This is a genomic window from Comamonas sp., from assembly GCF_036643215.1.
Lineage (GTDB): Bacteria > Pseudomonadota > Gammaproteobacteria > Burkholderiales > Burkholderiaceae_C > Comamonas.
The window spans coordinates 90,467-106,213 of record NZ_JAVXSJ010000004.1 but is presented as its reverse complement, the minus strand read 5'-3'; the positions used below and the strand labels follow the sequence as shown (position 1 = coordinate 106,213).

Annotated in this window: 13 protein-coding genes; 6 read left to right on the top strand and 7 right to left on the bottom strand. The window is 60.4% G+C overall.

Annotated features, from left to right (window positions below; translation table 11 throughout):
• Positions 1-133: 133 nt before the first annotated feature.
• From RSF91_RS04820 to rsmA, 3 genes are all read left to right on the top strand, one after another.
• Complete coding sequence (locus tag RSF91_RS04820; RefSeq protein ID WP_332567428.1) at positions 134-2,479, top strand: LPS-assembly protein LptD; 2,346 nt, start codon at positions 134-136, stop codon at positions 2,477-2,479.
• A gap of 14 nt (positions 2,480-2,493) precedes the next feature.
• Positions 2,494-3,924, top strand: coding sequence for a peptidylprolyl isomerase (locus RSF91_RS04815; RefSeq protein ID WP_332567347.1), 1,431 nt, complete (start codon positions 2,494-2,496; stop codon positions 3,922-3,924).
• Between the two features lie 103 nt (positions 3,925-4,027).
• The gene (gene rsmA, locus RSF91_RS04810; protein ID WP_332567346.1) at positions 4,028-4,789 is read left to right on the top strand and encodes a 16S rRNA (adenine(1518)-N(6)/adenine(1519)-N(6))-dimethyltransferase RsmA; all 762 of its coding nucleotides are present in this window, start codon (positions 4,028-4,030) and stop codon (positions 4,787-4,789) included.
• A 63-nt stretch (positions 4,790-4,852) separates the two neighbouring features.
• Here the strand turns inward: rsmA and RSF91_RS04805 are convergent, their stop codons facing one another.
• Positions 4,853-6,220: an aspartate aminotransferase family protein gene (locus tag RSF91_RS04805; RefSeq protein ID WP_332567345.1), complete on the bottom strand. Its 1,368-nt coding sequence runs from the start codon at positions 6,218-6,220 to the stop codon at positions 4,853-4,855.
• A gap of 332 nt (positions 6,221-6,552) precedes the next feature.
• Entirely contained in the window at positions 6,553-6,807 is a 255-nt protein-coding gene (locus RSF91_RS04800; protein ID WP_332567344.1) for a DUF2061 domain-containing protein, read from the bottom strand.
• Between the two features lie 198 nt (positions 6,808-7,005).
• Between RSF91_RS04800 and RSF91_RS04795 the strand changes: the two genes are divergently transcribed.
• From RSF91_RS04795 to RSF91_RS04785, 3 genes are read left to right on the top strand one after another with little or no spacing between them, the layout of a single operon-like run.
• The gene (locus tag RSF91_RS04795; RefSeq protein WP_332567343.1) at positions 7,006-7,518 is read left to right on the top strand and encodes a GNAT family N-acetyltransferase; all 513 of its coding nucleotides are present in this window, start codon (positions 7,006-7,008) and stop codon (positions 7,516-7,518) included.
• Between the two features lie 26 nt (positions 7,519-7,544).
• Positions 7,545-8,102: an NUDIX hydrolase gene (locus RSF91_RS04790; RefSeq protein ID WP_332567342.1), complete on the top strand. Its 558-nt coding sequence runs from the start codon at positions 7,545-7,547 to the stop codon at positions 8,100-8,102.
• A gap of 60 nt (positions 8,103-8,162) precedes the next feature.
• The gene (locus RSF91_RS04785; protein ID WP_332567341.1) at positions 8,163-9,065 is read left to right on the top strand and encodes a DMT family transporter; all 903 of its coding nucleotides are present in this window, start codon (positions 8,163-8,165) and stop codon (positions 9,063-9,065) included.
• A gap of 104 nt (positions 9,066-9,169) precedes the next feature.
• Here the strand turns inward: RSF91_RS04785 and RSF91_RS04780 are convergent, their stop codons facing one another.
• The 5 genes from RSF91_RS04780 to RSF91_RS04760 all read right to left on the bottom strand — a co-directional run bounded on the left by RSF91_RS04780 (position 9,170) and on the right by RSF91_RS04760 (position 15,730).
• On the bottom strand, positions 9,170-10,153 hold the full coding sequence (locus RSF91_RS04780) for a Bug family tripartite tricarboxylate transporter substrate binding protein (RefSeq protein ID WP_332567340.1): 984 nt from the start codon (positions 10,151-10,153) through the stop codon (positions 9,170-9,172).
• 65 nt (positions 10,154-10,218) lie between these two features.
• Entirely contained in the window at positions 10,219-11,427 is a 1,209-nt protein-coding gene (tcuB, locus tag RSF91_RS04775) for a tricarballylate utilization 4Fe-4S protein TcuB (RefSeq protein ID WP_332567339.1), read from the bottom strand.
• A gap of 3 nt (positions 11,428-11,430) precedes the next feature.
• A complete protein-coding gene (gene tcuA, locus RSF91_RS04770) occupies positions 11,431-12,870 on the bottom strand; it encodes an FAD-dependent tricarballylate dehydrogenase TcuA (protein ID WP_332567338.1) in 1,440 nt (479 codons plus the stop codon).
• A 225-nt stretch (positions 12,871-13,095) separates the two neighbouring features.
• The gene (locus RSF91_RS04765) at positions 13,096-14,478 is read right to left on the bottom strand and encodes a GntP family permease (protein ID WP_332567337.1); all 1,383 of its coding nucleotides are present in this window, start codon (positions 14,476-14,478) and stop codon (positions 13,096-13,098) included.
• Between the two features lie 313 nt (positions 14,479-14,791).
• A complete protein-coding gene (locus RSF91_RS04760; protein ID WP_332567336.1) occupies positions 14,792-15,730 on the bottom strand; it encodes a LysR family transcriptional regulator in 939 nt (312 codons plus the stop codon).
• Positions 15,731-15,747: the final 17 nt, after the last annotated feature.

Genomic DNA, 15,747 nt, shown 5'->3' with positions numbered 1-15,747 from the left:
CATCGTGCCATCCCCATCCCATCCACGAGATTTTCAACCCGCCAGCTCCGCTCGTTTGACGCGCGTGGGAGGCACTCGGCCGGTGATTCGCCCTCTGGCATGGGCTGTGGCACTGGCATGGGCCGGTGCGGGCATGCAGGCGTATGCGCAGCCCGCAGCACCGGCAGAGTCGTCCGCTTCCAGCGTTGGCGACGCACTGCCTGCGCTGCAGCTCAAGTCCAGCAGTCTGCTACAGGAAAGCTATCCGCAGGAAGTGCGCGACCAGCAGCCGGTCTATCTCAAGGGCGATAGCCTGTCTGGTCAGCCGGATATCAAGGCCTCGGTGCATGGCGATGCTGAACTGCGCCGTGGCGATACCTCGATTCGCGCAGAGAAGCTGGATTATGGTGTTCCGGATGACAAGGTCAACGCCGTGGGCTCGGTCCGTATCAATCAAGGCGGCAATGTCTACGAGGGCACGGCGCTGGACTTGCAGGTCGATGCCTTCAAGGGCCAGTTTGATAACGCCAACTATCGTTTTCTGGCCAATGGCGGCCATGGTGACTCGTCACGAGTGGATTTTGTCGATAAAGACCATTCGATCGTTCACGATGCCACCTACACCACCTGCCAGCGCGATGACGAAGCCAGCTGGGAGCCGAGCTGGATGCTCAAGGCCAAGGTCATTCATCTGGACATGGCCGAAGACGTGGGCGTGGCTGAAGGTGCCCGACTGCAGTTCAAGGGCGTGACCGTTCTGCCTGTGCCGCGCATGAGCTTTCCGTTATCGGACAAGCGCAAGTCTGGCCTGCTGCCGCCCATGATTGGCATGGACAAGCTGGGTGGTATCGAATATTCGCAGCCTTATTACTGGAATATTGCACCTAACCGCGACATGACCATCATTCCCACGCTGATGACCAAGCGCGGCGTGAATCTGACGGGACAATTTCGCTATCTGGAGCCAGGCTACTCCGGCGAAACCTATGCCAGCTACATGCCTGGCGACAAGTTGCGAGATCGGGATCGCTGGGGCTACTCGTGGCAGCACCGCACGACCTTTGATACGCCTGTGGGTGGCCTGGGTCTGAACATGAACCTGAACCGCGTCAGCGACGGTGATTACTGGCGTGACTTCCGCCTGGCTCCTGTGGCACTGCGCCAGCGCCTGCTGCCCAGCACGGCCAATCTGAGCTGGGCCAAGGGCGACGGGGTGCTGAGTTTGAATGTGCAGCGCTATCAGGTGCAGCAGGATGTGACGACGCCGATTGCACCGCCCTACAGCATGATGCCGCAGCTGCAGTACCGTTACACACCACTGGACCTGCCGCATGGGCTGGACTTCACTCTGGTGGCAGACACGACTCGCTTTGAGTTGATCCGGCCGATTGCTGGGCAAGTCGGCAATAACGGTCAGCGCAGCTATGTGCAGGCTCAGCTGAGCCGGCCCTTCCTGTCGCCCAGTGCCTTCATTACACCCAAGGTTCTGCTGCATACAGCGATGTATCAGACAGATCAACTAATGAGCGATGGCAGCAAGAGCGCTAATCGTACGCTGCCTACTTTCAGTCTGGACAGTGGTCTGTTTTTTGAGCGTGACACCTCCTGGTTTGGCAAAAATTTGCTGCAGACCTTTGAGCCGCGCGCCTTCTACACCTACACGCCGTACCGCAACCAGAGCATGCTGCCGCTGTATGACACCAGCCGCAGTGACTTCAACTTTGCGAGTATTTTTTCCGAGAATGACTACGTCGGGCAAGATCGTATCGCCGATAACCATTTGCTGACACTGGGGGCAACCTCGCGTTTTATCGACCCGGAAAGTGGTGCGGAAAAGCTCAAGTTTGCGATTGCCCAGCGTGTGCGTTTGTCCGATCAGCGCGTGCTGCTGCCCGGTGAGGTCGCAGCCACCAGCAAATTGTCTGATGTTCTGCTGGGCGCGGCCTTCAACTGGACCGATAAATGGTCGCTGGAAGGCACGACCCAGTACAACAAGGACATTGGCCGTACGGTTCGTACCACGGCCACGGTGCGCTACAGCCCAGGCAACTACCGTACCTTCAATATTGGCTATCGCACCCAGCTTGATACACAGACCAGAAAGCCCTCCAGTGAACTGGTGGATGTGGGCTGGCAATGGCCCATCAATGATCTCTGGGGCGACAAGGGCAAGGATCTGGGGGCTGGCCGGGGTCAGGGCGGTGGCCGGTGGTATGCCGTGGGGCGTCTGAATTACTCGATCAAAGACAGCAAGCTGGTCGATACCGTCGTGGGTTTTGAATACGACGGCTGCTGCTGGATTGGCCGCGTGGTGCTGGAGCGCCTGCAAAGCTCGGTCATTCAGTCCAATCTGCGTTTGCTGTTTCAGGTCGAGTTCGTCGGCTTCTCGCGCCTGAGCTTTGGTGCGGATCCCACGACCAGTCTCAAGCAAAATGTGCCGCGCTACCAATATCTGCGTGAGGCGGTGACTCCGCCCAGCCGCTTTACCAATTACGATTAATCAAGGCTTTTTTCATGCGTTTTTTCTCCAAGACAACCAATGCATGTGCTGTGGCCATGGCTTTGGCTGTGATGGCTGCCGGTGTGCAGGCTCAGGGCCTGAAGACTCCCGGCAAGGCCAAGACTGGCAATGATGCGTCGCTCTCGCGTGCACTGGAGGCCACTGGTAAGCCTTCGGCTCGACAGGCTCCTGCCACGGCAAGCGGTATTCGCTCGGCTGATTACATCGTGGCCGTGGTGAATTCTGAACCCATCACCAACAACGAAGTGCGCGCGCGCATGGAGCGTGTGGCGCAGAACGTGACTGAGCAGGGTGGTCAGCTCCCGCCCCAGAGCGAACTGGCCCGCCAGGTGCTGGAGCGTCTGGTGGTCGAGCGCGTGCAGTTGCAGGAAGCCCGGGACACCGGCATCAATGTGGACAAGCTGACTGTTGATCAGGCCGTGGCCAATGTGGCCCGCCAGAACAATACGGACATGGCCGGTTTGCTGGCTCGCCTCAAGGCCGATGGCATCTCGGAGGCGCAGTTCCGCGCTGAAATCGGCGGCCAGATGCAGATGCAGCGCGTGCGTGAACGTGATGTGGATGGCAAGGTCAAGGTCACGGAAGCTGATATCGACCGTTACCTCAAAGAGCAAAAGCGTCCCGGCGATGCCGTTGCTGCGGCTGCCATGGCCAATTGGGGCCACATCCTGATCACCGTGCCTGAAAACGCCAGCGCTGCGGTGGTCGCCGAGCGTGAAGCCAAGGCCAAGAAAGCCGCAGCAGCCGCTCGCAGCAACGCCGACTTTGTGGCTGCCGTGAATGAATTCTCGGATGTGCCTAACGGCCAGGGCGGCGGTGCCATGGGTATGCGCCCTGTCAGCGAATATCCTGAGTTGTTCGTTCAGCAAGTGGGCTCTGCCGCTACGGGTACTGTCGTGGGGCCATTTCGCTCCGGCGCGGGCTTTCACGTGCTCAAGGTGCTGGAAAAGTCGCAGGCCGGTCCAGCAGCCACCTTCATCACACAAAACCATGCACGCCATATTCTGTTGACCGTGGGTGATGGCATGACGGAAGCGCAGGCCGCCAAGCGCCTGGAAGACTACAAGCGCCGCGTGCAGGCGGGTCAGGCGACCTTCCAGCAACTGGCGCAGGAGTTCTCCAAGGATGGCAGCGCACGCAATGGTGGTGATCTGGGCTGGTCTTCGCCTGGCCAGTATGTGCCGGAGTTCGAACGTGTGCTCAACAACTTGCAGCCCGGCGAGATCAGTGCCCCTGTCGTTTCGCGCTTTGGCGTGCACCTGATTCAACTGATTGAGCGCCGTCAGGAAAAGCTGACCGAGCGCGAGCAGCGTGAAATGGTGCGTAACGTTGTGCGTGAGCGCAAGGCCGAGCAAGACTATGACACTTGGCTCAAAGAGCTGCGAGGCAAGGCCTTCGTTGAGTACCGCGAGCCACCTCAATAAGCCCATGTAGTTCACTTGAAGTGCCCGCTAATGTCATCATTCGGCATCGGGCACTCACAATCCCACAGTTTTCAAGCGGTGCTCAGGCACCGCTTTCGCATTCATGAAACATATTCCACGCAAGCGTTTTGGCCAGAACTTCCTGACGGACGGCGCCATCATCGACAGCATTGTTGAAGCCATCAACCCCGAGGCTGGCCAGCCCATGGTCGAGATCGGCCCCGGCCTCATGGCGCTGTCGCAGCCGCTGGTTGAGCGTCTGGGCAAGCTCACCGTGATCGAGCTGGACCGTGACCTGGCGGCCCGTCTGCGCCTGCGCGATGATCTGGATGTGGTCGAGTCCGACGTGCTCAAGGTCGATTTCCGGGCTCTGGCTGCGCGTCTGGGCGTGCCCAAGCTGCGCGTGGTGGGCAACCTGCCCTACAACATCTCCAGCCCCATCTTGTTCCATCTGCTGGAGCAGGTGGATGTGGTGCAAGACCAGCACTTCATGCTGCAAAAAGAGGTGATCGATCGCATGGTGGCCGATGCGGGCAATTCCGCCTATGGCCGCCTGTCGGTCATGCTGCAGTGGCGCTACGCCATGGAAGACGTGCTGTTTGTGCCACCCGGCAGCTTCAACCCTCCCCCCAAGGTCGATAGCGCCGTGGTGCGCATGATTCCGCGTGAGAAGCCTGCTGAACTCAACCCCCAGCTGCTGGAAGAGCTGGTGCGTGTTGCCTTCAGCCAGCGCCGCAAAATCTTGCGCAATACGCTGGGCAAGTGGCTGGAAGACAAGGGCTTCGCGGGCGACTTCGACGTGCAGCGCCGTGCGGAAGAAGTACCGGTGGCTGAGTACGAAGCGCTTGCCGCACAGCTTTCCTGATTGAGGATAAAAATAGCTTCTCGTGCTTATCTGATAAGCGCAAGAAGCTATTGATTTGATAGTTCAGTCAGTCGCTTGCAGCGCGTCGCCTAAGGCGTTAATCAGGCGCTCAATCTCCGCTTTTTCGCTGATAAAAGGCGGCGCCAGCTGAATGGTGTCGCCGCCATAGCGCACGTAAAAGCCGGCATCCCAGCACTTCATCGCAATCTCGTACGGGCGCTTTGCGGGCTCGCCGGGCAAGGGCTCAATCGTCAGCCCGGCGGCCAGGCCGATGTTGCGAATATCCAGCACATGCTTTGCGCCCTTGAGGCTGTGCACGGCCTGTTCAAAAAACGGGGCCAGCGCCTTGACGCGGCCCGGGCCGTCTTCCTTCTCCAGTAAATCCAGCGCGGCAATGCCGGCGGCGCAGGCCACGGGGTGGGCGCTGTAGGTATAGCCATGGGCAAACTCCAGCATGTACTCGGGTCCGCCTGCGGCCATAAAGCTGTTGTAAATCTCGGGCGTCACCACGCAGGCGCCCAGCGGCTGTGCGCCATTGGTCACTTGTTTGGCGATGTTCATGATGTCGGGCGTCACGCCAAAGGCCTCGGCCGCCGTCATGGCGCCCAGACGACCAAAGCCGGTGATGACTTCATCAAAAATCAGCAAGATGCTGTGCTGGGTGCAAATCTCGCGCAGGCGCTGCAGATAGCCTGCGGGCGGAATCACTACGCCGCCAGAGCCGGACATGGGCTCCACAATCACGGCGGCGATATTGCTGGCGTCATGCAGGGCGATGAGGTCCAGCAGGCGCTCGGCGAGCGCCTTGCCATCCGTCTGCGGCATGCCTTGGTAAAACGATCCCGGCGGTGGCTGGGTATGGGGCAGATGATCGGCCTCAATGCCTTGGCCAAAAGTCTTACGGTTGCCCACCATGCCGCCGACGGAGATGCCGCCGAAGTTCACCCCGTGGTAGCCCTTTTCGCGGCCAATCAGCCTTGTTTTTGTGCCCTGACCCTTAGCCCGCCAGTAGGCGCGGGCCATTTTGAGTGAGGTGTCTGCGGCTTCTGAGCCTGAGCCAGTGAAGAACACATGCTCTAGTCTATGGCTTGAGCTTTGGGGCATCAGCTTGATGATGCGATTGGCCAGCTCGAACGATGTAGGGTGGCCAAACTGAAATGCCGGGGCGTAATCCAGCTGCAGCGCTGCTTTGCCCACGGCCTCGGCAATCTCACGACGGCCATGGCCCAGGCCGCTGCACCACAGGCCCGAGAGGCCATCAAAGATACGGCGACCGTCGGCATCCGTGTAATACGCGCCCTGTGCGGCGGTAATGATGCGCGGCCTGGCCTTGAAGTCGCGGTTGCCGGTGAAGGGCATCCAGTGGGCGGCCAGCCACTGCGCATCATGGGGCGTGGCGGATGCCGAAGTCTGGGTATCTGCAAGCTGCATGGGAACTCCTAGAGTTCTTCGCATTGTTGGCAGCGTGCTTGCTTTGTGAAATAGCCGCAAACCCATAGGCACTGATCTGGCAGAGACTTGCGCGCTAGTTATCCACAGATAGGCCTTGTTTCTGATGGCTGTCCTCAGAGTTTCTCAGCTGCTTTAAATGAAGAACTTGAAAAAACCGGCTGAATCCGTAATTTATCAAGAGGCTCAATGCAGGCTTATACACATGATTTCTACAGGTCGGCAAGCTGCCCGTTGCAATCGCCCAGCGTGGCCAGTGACTGCAGCAGCCAATGCGTAAAAGTGGGGGTGTGGCTGGTCTTCATAAGAGCCTTTTAAGCGGTTGTGGCTTGTGTAGCAGGCGCTTGCTGCTCCTGTTTTTTCAGGCGGCGCTCCCAGGCTTTTTCATGGAAGAAAAAGGCAAAGGCCTGAATCGTGGGCTCCAGCAGGCTGAGGGTGAGCGAGGCCAGCAGGTTTCCCGTCACGGCATAGGCCACGCAGGCGGCTACGGTGATATGAATAAAGTAGTAGCTGATGGTTTTGCTCAGCGTGAGCTTGTTTTGGCGCATGGCCTGAATCAAACGTGTCATGGCATTTTCCTGAGTCGATAGCGCGATGTTATGGATTCAGGCAGGTTGAATCCAATTGAGAATCATTATTATTGCGATAGTGCCTGCGCCAGACAGTGACATGACGAGCTTGCTAAGCTGTTAATAGAAGGTTTGGGTGAAATTGGCCTCTAGCCCTTGATGGAAAGGCGCTAGTAGCTATTGATTTAAGAGTGTGAAATGTCAGAGTTGATGCCAATTCAGCTGCGTGCGCTGGGCGCAGCGGATGTGAATGCGGTGCTGCGCATACAGGCCCAGTGCTATGGCGATGGTTTTGTGGAGCCGCGCGAGGTGTTTGCACGCCGTTTGCAGGGCGTGGGGCATTGCTCCTGGGCGGCTGAGCGGGGCGGTGAACTGGTGGCCTATCTGGCCGCCTATTGGTCGCGCCCCGGTGCCATTACGCCGCTTAACGGTGACTTTGCCGACTATGCAGACGCCAGCGTGCTGTATCTGCACGATATGGCGGTGTCGTCAGTGGCCGCAGGCCAGGGGCTGGCGCAGCGTTTGGTGCAGGCAGTCAAGACGCAGGCCCGGGCGCGCGGTGTGCAGCGCACGGCGCTGGTGTCGGTGCAGGGTTCACAGCTTTACTGGGAACGTCAAGGCTATAAAGCTGACAGTGTGACAAATGCAGCGCAGCAGCAACATTTGGCAAGTTATGGAGAGGGTGCTCTCTATATGGTCGGAATAATCTGACCAGTTTTCTGGGCAGGGCAAGGATAATGCCGCCCATGCCCAATCGCTGGAAACCCAATGTGACAGTCTCGGCCATCATCGAGCGCGATGGCCGCTTTTTGCTGGTGGAAGAACAAACGGCGGATGGTTTGCGGCTGAATACGCCTGCAGGTCACCTCGACCCAGCCGAAAGCCCCGTCGATGCCTGCGTGCGCGAGGTGCTGGAAGAGACCGCCTACAGCTTCACGCCCACGGCGCTGGTCGGCATCTATATGAACCGCTTTGTGCGTACACGCACAGGCTCTGACATCACTTATCTGCGCTTTGCCTTTACGGGTGATCTGGGCATGCACAACGCCCAGTGCCATCTGGATGAGGGCATTGTGCGCAGCGTCTGGCTCACGCTCGATGAGCTCAAGGCCACGGCCCATCTGCACCGCAGCCCCATCGTGCTGGAGTCGGTGCAAGACTATCTGGCTGGCCAGCGCCATGACCTGGGTCTGGTTCATACGGACTCCAGCATCTACCGGCCCCCGCAGCCCACGCCGGCCGTGCCGCAGGATGCCGGTGCCACGCTGGACGATGTGCTGGCGCAGATTCATTGATCGCTGCTTGAAGCTGTCGTGACAGGCTGAAAGGCACAAGGCTGTGCACAATGCCCAGTCATGACCTTGAGCAGCCTGATTCGACTGATTGCGCTCGCCGCCCTCTGGGGCGGCAGCTTTTTGTTCATGCGTATAGCGGTTCCCCATCTGGGCGCAGTGCCCACGGCGGTGGGGCGCGGCCTGTTTTCCACGCTGGGGCTGGGCGCTGCCTTGTTCATTCTGGGATACCGCCCACGGCTGGGGCGCTATCTGTGGCCGCTGCTGGCGCTGGGTGTCATCAACTCCGGCATTCCCTTTCTGATGTACTCGCTGGCCGCACAGGTGCTGCCCTCGGGTTACAGCGCCATCTTCAATGCCACCACGCCGCTGGTGGCCACCGTGGTAGGTGCGCTGGTGTTTGCAGAGGGCATCACCCGCGCCCGTATTGCCGCCGTGCTGCTGGGTATCTGTGGCGTGGCGGTGCTGGCGCAGGCCGGGCCGCTGGAGATCACCACGGCCGTGCTGGGCGGCATGGCCGCCTGCTTTGTGGCCACGGTCTGCTATGCGTTTTCCAGCTTTCTCACACTCCGTCTTGCGGGGGCCAATGCGCCGGTGGATATGCGCGCTGCCGTCTTCATCAGCCAGTTGGGGGCGCTGCTGGTGCTGCTGCCCGCATTGCTGGTACACCTGTTTCTGCACCCGCAGGCCATGACGGAGCTGCAGGCTGCGCCGCTGCTGGCCTGGGGCAATGTGGCGCTGCTGGGCCTGCTGAGCACCGCGCTGGCCTATGTGCTGTACTTCCGCCTGATTACCGATGAAGGCCCTCAAAAAGCATTGACGGTGACGTTTATCGTGCCGGTTTTTGCCGTGCTCTGGGGCTGGCTGCTGCTGGGCGAGCCACTCAGCCTGGCCCATGCGGCTGGAGGTGGACTGATTGCGCTTTCGCTGTGGCTGGTGTTGCGGCCTACTGCACCGGAAAAATAAGCATCAAAAATGCATCTGACGCTTATCCATAAAGCGCGACAAGCTATGAAAAAAGGACTGCCTGCGCAGTCCTGAAAGCAAAGAAGTCTGGAGTTTCTCGCAACTTAGTTGGAAGAGATCTTGCGCTCTTTCACCACCTTGCCCCATTGCTCGTATTCCTTCTTCATGAAGGACGCAAACTCGGCGCGCGTGGTGGGCTGGGGTGTCAGGCCATGGTGCTTGAGGGCTTCGGCCACGCCGGGGTCCTTGAGCACCTTGACGATTTCTGCATTCCAGTGCTCCAGCACCGGTGTTGCCGTCTTGCCGGGTGCGACAAAGGCGTACCAGTTCAGCGCTTCAAACCCGGGGTAGCCGGCTTCGGCCACGGTGGGAATATTGGGCATGTACGCCGGGCGCGTCAGTCCGGTGGTGGCCAGCGGGATCAGCTTGCCAGTTTCAATGTGCGGCAAAGCCGTGGGCGGTGCGGCAAAATACGAAGTCACGCGCTCACCCAGCAAGTCCTGCAGCGCAGGGGCTCCGCCCTTGTAGGGAACATGCACCATCTCAATGCCCGCCCGCTGGTTGAACAGCTCACCCGCCAGATGCGAGGCGGAGCCCGCGCCAGTCGATGCGTAATCCACGCTGCCCGGTGCTTTCTTGGCCTTGGCCACGAACTCGGACAGATTCTTTACGCCAGCGCCCTTGTGCACCACCAGCACGTTGGGAAAGTTCACCCCGCCCGAGATGGGTGCCAGATCGTTGAACGGGTTGTAGCCCACTTTCATGATGTGGGGCGCAATGGTCAGTGGGCCGATGGAGCCGAACAGCAGCACCGTGCCATCTGCGGGGGCCTTGGTCACAAACTGGTGGGCAATATTGCCGCCCGCGCCGCCCTTGTTGTCCACCACCACGGTCTGGCCAATGTTCTCGCCCAGCTTCTTGGCAATCAGGCGCGCTGCCGCATCGGCTGCACCGCCTGCAGCAAAGCCCACGACCAGGGTGACGGGCTTGTTGGGCAGCCAATCTGGCGCGGCCAGGGCTGCAGAGCCAAGACTCAGCATGGACGCGGCCACAGCGGTGGCACGCAGAAAATAGCGTTTATTTAGCATGGGATGTCTCCTTGTAGGGATGTGGGGCGCCCCGGATCGATGTGCCCGGGGTCGGTGGTTTTTTCTCAGTCGGCGCCCAGGCCGATGGGGCTGGGCTGGCGCTTTTCAGCGTTGTGGCGCAGCAGTGATGCGGTACGGAACATGCCGTGGGCAAACTTGCCGTAGGGCAAGGTGGCAAACAGCGCAATCACCGCACCCAGGTGCAGGCACAGCAGCAAAGCCAGTGCAGGCGTGCCGCGGCCCAGCCACAGCGCGAGGCCGCTGGCGGCCACCACAAACAACAGGGCGATAAAGCCGAGGTCCATGGGCTTTTGCTTGGCATCGCCATGCAGCGGGTGGCGGGTGCGGTTCAGATGCCACAGGCCTGCGGTGCCAATCATCAAGCTCACGCCACCCAGAGCGCCCAGAATCTTGGGCAGGCTGGGCAGCTCATAAGGCGCGGGCAGGTTGAAAACGTAGTGGTACACCGTTGCCAAACCGGTGGCGGCAAAGCACAGCATGAAGCCGTAGAACGTCAGGTGATGAAAGCGGCGACGCTTAAGCGTGTACGCGTCGTCTTCGTTGTGGCAGCCGTCGCCGTGGCCGCCATCCAGATACTTCAGGCGCAGCACATCGTGCGTGGCCTCGGCAGCGGCCGGGCCGCTCACATCCACATTGCTGGTGGCGGGCTTCACATCCCTCCAGAAGCGGCGCACGCCCATGAAGAGCGCAAACACCACAAACAGAAATACAGGCGCGAAGATGCTGACCAGCAGGTTGTGCGGGAACAGGTTGTAGAAGTTATTGCCCAGATTGTGGTTCCACAACTGGCCCAACCCGCCTTGTGCTGCCACAGCCAGCGCGAGGAACAGGAACAGGCCCGCCACCAGCGCCAGTGACAGCGTCAAACCATTCTTTTGGTACAGCTTGCCCATGGCGGGCGGCCAAGCGTAGTCGGCATAGGTCTGGCCGCGTACCTCGGCCATGGCCTTGGGGATGTTGATGGCAAATTCATGCGGCGGCGCGTACTGGCAGGCGTGCAGGCAGGCACCGCAGTTGTGGCAGAGGTTGGCCAGGTAATGCACATCGGCCTTACCAAATTCCAGCCGGCGCGTCATGGCCGGGAACACGGCGCAAAAGCCTTCGCAGTAGCGACAGGCATTGCAGATCTGCATCTGGCGCGCCACTTCGCCTTCGGCTGCGGTCTCTGTCGGTGCTGGAAGGATGGGGATGATCTTGCCGGTGGCCAGCGTTTGCGCTTCGTTGGCGAGGTCTTGCAGGGATGGGATGCTCATGGTTCAGACCTCGTCTTTCACAGCGCCGCGCACGGCGGGTTTGCCAGCGGCAGCCAGCGCGGCGTTGCGCCCGGCAATGCGGCCAAAGGCCGTGCCAATCGACATGCCCACGCCTGCGGTGTAGCCCTTGCCCAGCACATTGCCAGCCATCATTTCGCCCGCCACAAACAGGTTCTGGCTGGGCTGGTCGTTAAAGCGCACGGCGGCGGTGTCATCCACCTTCAAGCCCAGATAGGTAAAGGTGACGCCGGGGCGCAGCGCGTAGCCGTAGAACGGCCCGGTATCCAGCGGGCGTGCCCAGTGCGTCTTGGCCGGGGTCACGCCTTCGGTATGGCAATCGTCCAGTGCGGTGTGGTCGAACTGGCCCACCTTGCAGCTGCCGTTGTAGGCATCCATGGTCCGCATGAAGGTGTCTACATCCAGACCCAGCTTCTGGGCCAGCTCTGGCAGGCTGTCAGCCTTCACACCAGGGAAGACCGGCGGCATAAACCTGCCAATGGCCTTGCTGTCGATGATCGAATAGGCAATCTGCCCCGGCTGCTGGGCCACCAGGCGGCCCCAGATGGCATAGCGCTTGGGCCAGAAGTCTTCGCCCTCGTCATAAAAGCGCTCCGCAGCGCGGTTCACCACAACGCCCAGCGATACGCAGTCAATGCGGGTGCAAATGCCACCGTCATATAGCGGCGCGCGGGCATCAATCGCCACCATGTGCGCTTGCGTCGGGTCGCCAATGCGGTCGGCACCTTGCTCGTCGAGCATGTGGCGCAGCAACACGCCCTTGTTGAAGGCCGTGCCACGGATCAGAAAGTTGTCCGAAGGCCATTCCCCGCGCTCGCTCTGACCCCAGGCCTCTCGCAACCATTCGCGGTTCGATTCAAAGCCGCCCGCAGCCAGCACGCAGCTCTTGGCAGTGATGCGTTGACCGTTCACCCAAGCGGCTTTGAATTGGCCTTTGTCGATTTCGATACGGTCCACAGGCGATTCGTAGCGAATCTCCACACCCAGCTTTTCAGCACTGCGGAAATAGGCGTTCACCAGCGCTTTGCCGCCGCCCATGAAAAAGGCATTGGTACGCGCCACATGCAGCGCCCCTGACAGCGGTGGCTGAAAGTGCACGCCGTGCTTGCGCATCCAGTTGCGACAGGTGGAAGACGCACGGATCACCATGCGCGCCAGGTGCTCGTTGGTGATGCCGCCGGTGACTTTCAGCAAGTCCTGCCAGTACTCTTCTTCGGGGTAGGCCTCGGTCAGCACGTCTTGCGGCGCATCGTGCATGCAGCGCAGATTGCGGGTGTGGCCCGAGTTGCCACCACGCCATTCGCGGGGCGAGGACTCCAGCAGCAGCACGCGGCTGCCCGCTTCGCGAGCCATAAGAGCGGCGCACAGGGCAGCGTTGCCACCACCGATGATGAGCACATCGGTGTCAAAGGCTTCAGTTTTCATGATGGGCTGCCATCAGGCGGGGGCCTGTGGCGGTTCAACGTGGGTGAGTCTTGTCTTGCTGATCGTCCGGAAAGCAGAGCTTTTCAGAGAGCGTCAGCAAGTGTTGAACCGGACTGTAGAGAGCGCCGCCTCACCCGTGCAGAGGGGTGAGGGGATGGGGGTATCACGATTTGTGATGAGGTCTTGATGCCAAGGCCTGTCGCCGCTGGAGGCGACAGGGATGGTTTACTGAACGCTCAGCAGCGCATTGAAGATCAGCACCATGATCAGACCCACCACCGCCACGATGGATTGCACCACCGAGATGGTCTTGGTGGCTTCGCTCATGGTCATGCCAAAGGATTCCTTGACCATCCAGAAACCGGCATGGTTGGCGTAGTTGAAGAACAGCGAGCCGCAACCGATAGACAAGGCCAGCAATGGCAGGTTCAGGCTGGGATCGGCCCCGGCCAGCGGTGCCAGCAAGCCCGCCGCGCCCACGATGCCGACGGTTGCCGAACCGGTGGAGACCGACAGCAGCATGGCGATCAGCCAGCCCAGAATCAGCGGTGGGAAGGCAAACTGCTGGGTCAGGTGCACGATGGCATCGCCGACTTTGGCACTGGTCAGCATCTGCTGGAAGGCACCGCCACCGGCAATGATCATGATGATGGAGGCAATGGGCTTGAGGCTCTGACCCAGTGCTTCACGCAGCTTTTCCATATCACCGCCGCGCGCCAGCACCAGTGCCACGATGGCGAATAGCACGCCCAGTAGCATGGCGATCAGCGGATTGCCCAGAAAGCTGGCCACATGCATGGCCGAGGAGTCCTTGGGCAGCAGCATTTCCGCGACGGCATGAACCAGCATCAGAATGGCTGGCAGCAGTGCGGCCAGAACGCCGATCGCAATGCCGGGCTGCTTGCCATCGGCATTTCCCGTGATGGTGAACTGATCCAGCAGAGTCTGGTCAGGCTTGGTGTTCATGCGCGGTGCAATGAAGGCACCATACAGGGGGCCGCCCAGAACCATGGCGGGGATGGCCGCCAGAAAGCCATACAGCATGGTGGGGCCGACCGTGGTTTTGAGGGTGGCAATGGCGGTCAAAGGGCCGGGATGGGGCGGCACCATGCCGTGCATGGCAGCCAGAGCCGAGATCACAGGAACACCCACGTACACATAGGCCGAGCCTTTGAAGCGTGCCTGGCTCTCGAGCTTGCGCGCCACGCTGAAGATCAGCGGCAGCATGACGACGAGGCCGACCTCGAAGAACATGGGAATGCCGACGATAAAGGCCACCAGGGTCATGGCCCAGGGGATCATGCGATCCGAAGCATGTTTGAGTATGGCTTCGGCGATTTTTTCGGTGATGCCAGCGTCGGCCAGAATCTTGCCCAGCATGGCGCCAAGTGCGATGACCACGCCCACGGCACCCAATGTCTTGCCTGCGCCGTTGCTCAGCTGTTTGACGATGCTGCCCGGCTCCATGCCGGTGGCAAAGCCCACGCCAATGGAGACGACGAGCAGAGCCAGCAGCGGGTGCATCTTGATGCGCGACACAATCAATGCAACCAGTACCAGCACGCTGACCAGCGCGGTCAGCAGCAACTGAATATCTAGAGATGTCATAAATGAACCTTGGTTTTGGCTGGCGGTCCTGAAGCGCACGTCGCATCCAGCCCTGGGCAAGGCTCATATTAAAAAAGCACGCTCACGCCGGCTGTAGTCTGTTGCCGCTGGTGTGATGCGAGATGGATGACGAGATGCAGCGAGGGACCGCAACAGCAATGTTGTAATGAAGATCTAGGTTTGCCATGAGGTGAGAGCGTTTCAGCACAACAAAGTTGCTGTGGAAATTACGTAAGAAGCACGCTGCAATTCAGAACTTGCATTTCTGGCTCTTGCTGCATTGCAGCGGCCGAGGCAGAGCCAGAGCCATATCTCAATCGGTGAGCGTAGCCCCCACCCAGCCCCCTGACTTCACCAGTTGGCGCGCGCAGTCCATCAGCACCACGCGTGCGGCCAGAGCGGCAGGGGAGAGTTCATCGTCCGACAGGCTGCACAGCGCAGCCTTGCGGCGCACGGATTCATCGGCAATTTGCGACCACTGAAAGCGTTCGGCGGCATCGCGGTACATGCCCACGGCTGACCAGGGCTGGACGGTGGCACCCATGCCGGCGTCTACGGCTTCCATCAGCAGGGTCAGTGAGTCGATTTCCATGGCCATCTGTGACTGAAAACCCGCGCTGCTGAACGAGGCCATGATGGAGCTGCGCAGGCCATGGCTGCCCGAGGGCAGGATGAGGGGCACTTGCTGCAGCTGCTGCAGGCTGATGGGTGCTTCATGTGTGATCTGCGGCGCCACGGGCTGCTGGCGCGACTGGATGAGGAAGAGCCGCTCTTCCAGCAGCGGCAGCACGCTCCAGCGGCGGGCTGACTGCGTATCAAAAAGAATAGCTAGATCCAGTTGTCTGGCGTTGAGAAGACTCGTTAAATGCCCCGAAAGTGCAGACACCATGTGCAGGCGCACATCGGGGTAGCGCTCGCGCATGGCGCGCATCAGCGGCAGGCCCAGCACATTGGCGATGGTGGGGGACAGGCCCATGCTGACGGCGCCCGACAGCCGCGCCTGCTGGGCGGCGTGAATGGCCTGCGTGGCGTGGCGCAGGGTGAGCTGGGCTTCATGAAAAAAGGCCTGGCCCGCCTCGGTGGGGATGACGCCGCGCGGCGTGCGCTGCAGCAACCGGGTGGAGAGTTCGGACTCCAAGCGGCTGATCTGCTGGCTGAGCGCGGACTGCACCATGTCCAAATCCAACGCAGCGCGGCTCATGGAGCCGAGTTCAACAATTCGTACAAAGTAGCGCAGCTGGCGCAGTTCCATGGCAAATCCTCACACCC

Bases quoted from the DNA above. Each gene is read 5' to 3' on its own strand.
- RSF91_RS04820 (WP_332567428.1), top strand. From the start codon at position 134: ATGCAGGCGTATGCGCAGCCCGCAGCACCGGCAGAGTCGTCCGCTTCC.
- RSF91_RS04815 (WP_332567347.1), top strand. From the start codon at position 2,494: ATGCGTTTTTTCTCCAAGACAACCAATGCATGTGCTGTGGCCATGGCT.
- rsmA (WP_332567346.1), top strand. From the start codon at position 4,028: ATGAAACATATTCCACGCAAGCGTTTTGGCCAGAACTTCCTGACGGAC.
- RSF91_RS04805 (WP_332567345.1), bottom strand. From the start codon at position 6,220: ATGCAGCTTGCAGATACCCAGACTTCGGCATCCGCCACGCCCCATGAT.
- RSF91_RS04800 (WP_332567344.1), bottom strand. From the start codon at position 6,807: ATGACACGTTTGATTCAGGCCATGCGCCAAAACAAGCTCACGCTGAGC.
- RSF91_RS04795 (WP_332567343.1), top strand. From the start codon at position 7,006: ATGTCAGAGTTGATGCCAATTCAGCTGCGTGCGCTGGGCGCAGCGGAT.
- RSF91_RS04790 (WP_332567342.1), top strand. From the start codon at position 7,545: ATGCCGCCCATGCCCAATCGCTGGAAACCCAATGTGACAGTCTCGGCC.
- RSF91_RS04785 (WP_332567341.1), top strand. From the start codon at position 8,163: ATGACCTTGAGCAGCCTGATTCGACTGATTGCGCTCGCCGCCCTCTGG.
- RSF91_RS04780 (WP_332567340.1), bottom strand. From the start codon at position 10,153: ATGCTAAATAAACGCTATTTTCTGCGTGCCACCGCTGTGGCCGCGTCC.
- tcuB (WP_332567339.1), bottom strand. From the start codon at position 11,427: ATGAGCATCCCATCCCTGCAAGACCTCGCCAACGAAGCGCAAACGCTG.
- tcuA (WP_332567338.1), bottom strand. From the start codon at position 12,870: ATGAAAACTGAAGCCTTTGACACCGATGTGCTCATCATCGGTGGTGGC.
- RSF91_RS04765 (WP_332567337.1), bottom strand. From the start codon at position 14,478: ATGACATCTCTAGATATTCAGTTGCTGCTGACCGCGCTGGTCAGCGTG.
- RSF91_RS04760 (WP_332567336.1), bottom strand. From the start codon at position 15,730: ATGGAACTGCGCCAGCTGCGCTACTTTGTACGAATTGTTGAACTCGGC.